At 54.4% G+C, this 1521-nt stretch carries 1 rRNA gene; it reads right to left on the reverse strand.

Annotated elements, in window-relative coordinates:
• Positions 1-177: 177 nt before the first annotated feature.
• Positions 178-1521 (reverse strand): 16S ribosomal RNA (locus A6R74_RS10645); the annotation flags it as partial.

The raw sequence follows: 1521 nt of genomic DNA on the forward strand, positions 1-1521 counted from the left end.
CACACTTTTAGGACCTGTCTTGCGAAGTGTTCTTGTCAGCATGATATACATTGTTAAAGAGCGACTGCTATGCGCAGTGATAAGGCAACGCCATAGGCGCTTGGCTTATCACTGCGTATCAACAGCATTCTGATCAGGTAATTCATTGTGGACGCTTACTAACCGTGACGCATCGTTTAAGGAGGTGATCCAGCCGCAGGTTCCCCTACGGCTACCTTGTTACGACTTCACCCCAGTCATGAACCACACCGTGGTGATCGCCCTCTTGCGTTAGGCTAACCACTTCTGGTGCAGTCCACTCCCATGGTGTGACGGGCGGTGTGTACAAGGCCCGGGAACGTATTCACCGTGACATTCTGATTCACGATTACTAGCGATTCCGACTTCACGGAGTCGAGTTGCAGACTCCGATCCGGACTGAGACCGGCTTTAAGGGATTCGCTGACTCTCGCGAGCTCGCAGCCCTTTGTACCGGCCATTGTAGCACGTGTGTAGCCCTACCCGTAAGGGCCATGATGACTTGACGTCGTCCCCACCTTCCTCCGGTTTGTCACCGGCAGTCTCCTTAGAGTTCCCGACATTACTCGCTGGCAAATAAGGACAAGGGTTGCGCTCGTTACGGGACTTAACCCAACATTTCACAACACGAGCTGACGACAGCCATGCAGCACCTGTCTTACAGTTCCCGAAGGCACACCAGAATCTCTTCCGGCTTCTGTAGATGTCAAGGGTAGGTAAGGTTCTTCGCGTTGCATCGAATTAAACCACATGCTCCACCGCTTGTGCGGGCCCCCGTCAATTCATTTGAGTTTTAACCTTGCGGCCGTACTCCCCAGGCGGTCGACTTATCGCGTTAACTTCGCCACAAAGTGCGCTAGGCACCCAACGGCTGGTCGACATCGTTTACGGCGTGGACTACCAGGGTATCTAATCCTGTTTGCTACCCACGCTTTCGCACCTCAGTGTCAGTGTCAGTCCAGAAGGCCGCCTTCGCCACTGGTATTCCTCCCGATCTCTACGCATTTCACCGCTACACCGGGAATTCTACCTTCCTCTCCTGCACTCTAGCCTGACAGTTCCGGATGCCGTTCCCAGGTTGAGCCCGGGGCTTTCACAACCGGCTTATCAAGCCACCTACGCGCGCTTTACGCCCAGTAATTCCGATTAACGCTTGCACCCTCCGTATTACCGCGGCTGCTGGCACGGAGTTAGCCGGTGCTTCTTCTGCGAGTGATGTCTTTCCTAATGGGTATTAACCACTAGGCGTTCTTCCTCGCTGAAAGTGCTTTACAACCCGAAGGCCTTCTTCACACACGCGGCATGGCTGGATCAGGGTTGCCCCCATTGTCCAATATTCCCCACTGCTGCCTCCCGTAGGAGTTCGGGCCGTGTCTCAGTCCCGATGTGGCTGATCATCCTCTCAGACCAGCTACGGATCGTTGCCTTGGTGAGCCTTTACCTCACCAACTAGCTAATCCGACATAGGCTCATCCAATAGCGGGAGCCGAAGCCCCCTTTCTC

Source organism: Halomonas sp. ALS9 (assembly GCF_001651035.1).
Classification (GTDB): Bacteria; Pseudomonadota; Gammaproteobacteria; order Pseudomonadales; family Halomonadaceae; genus Vreelandella.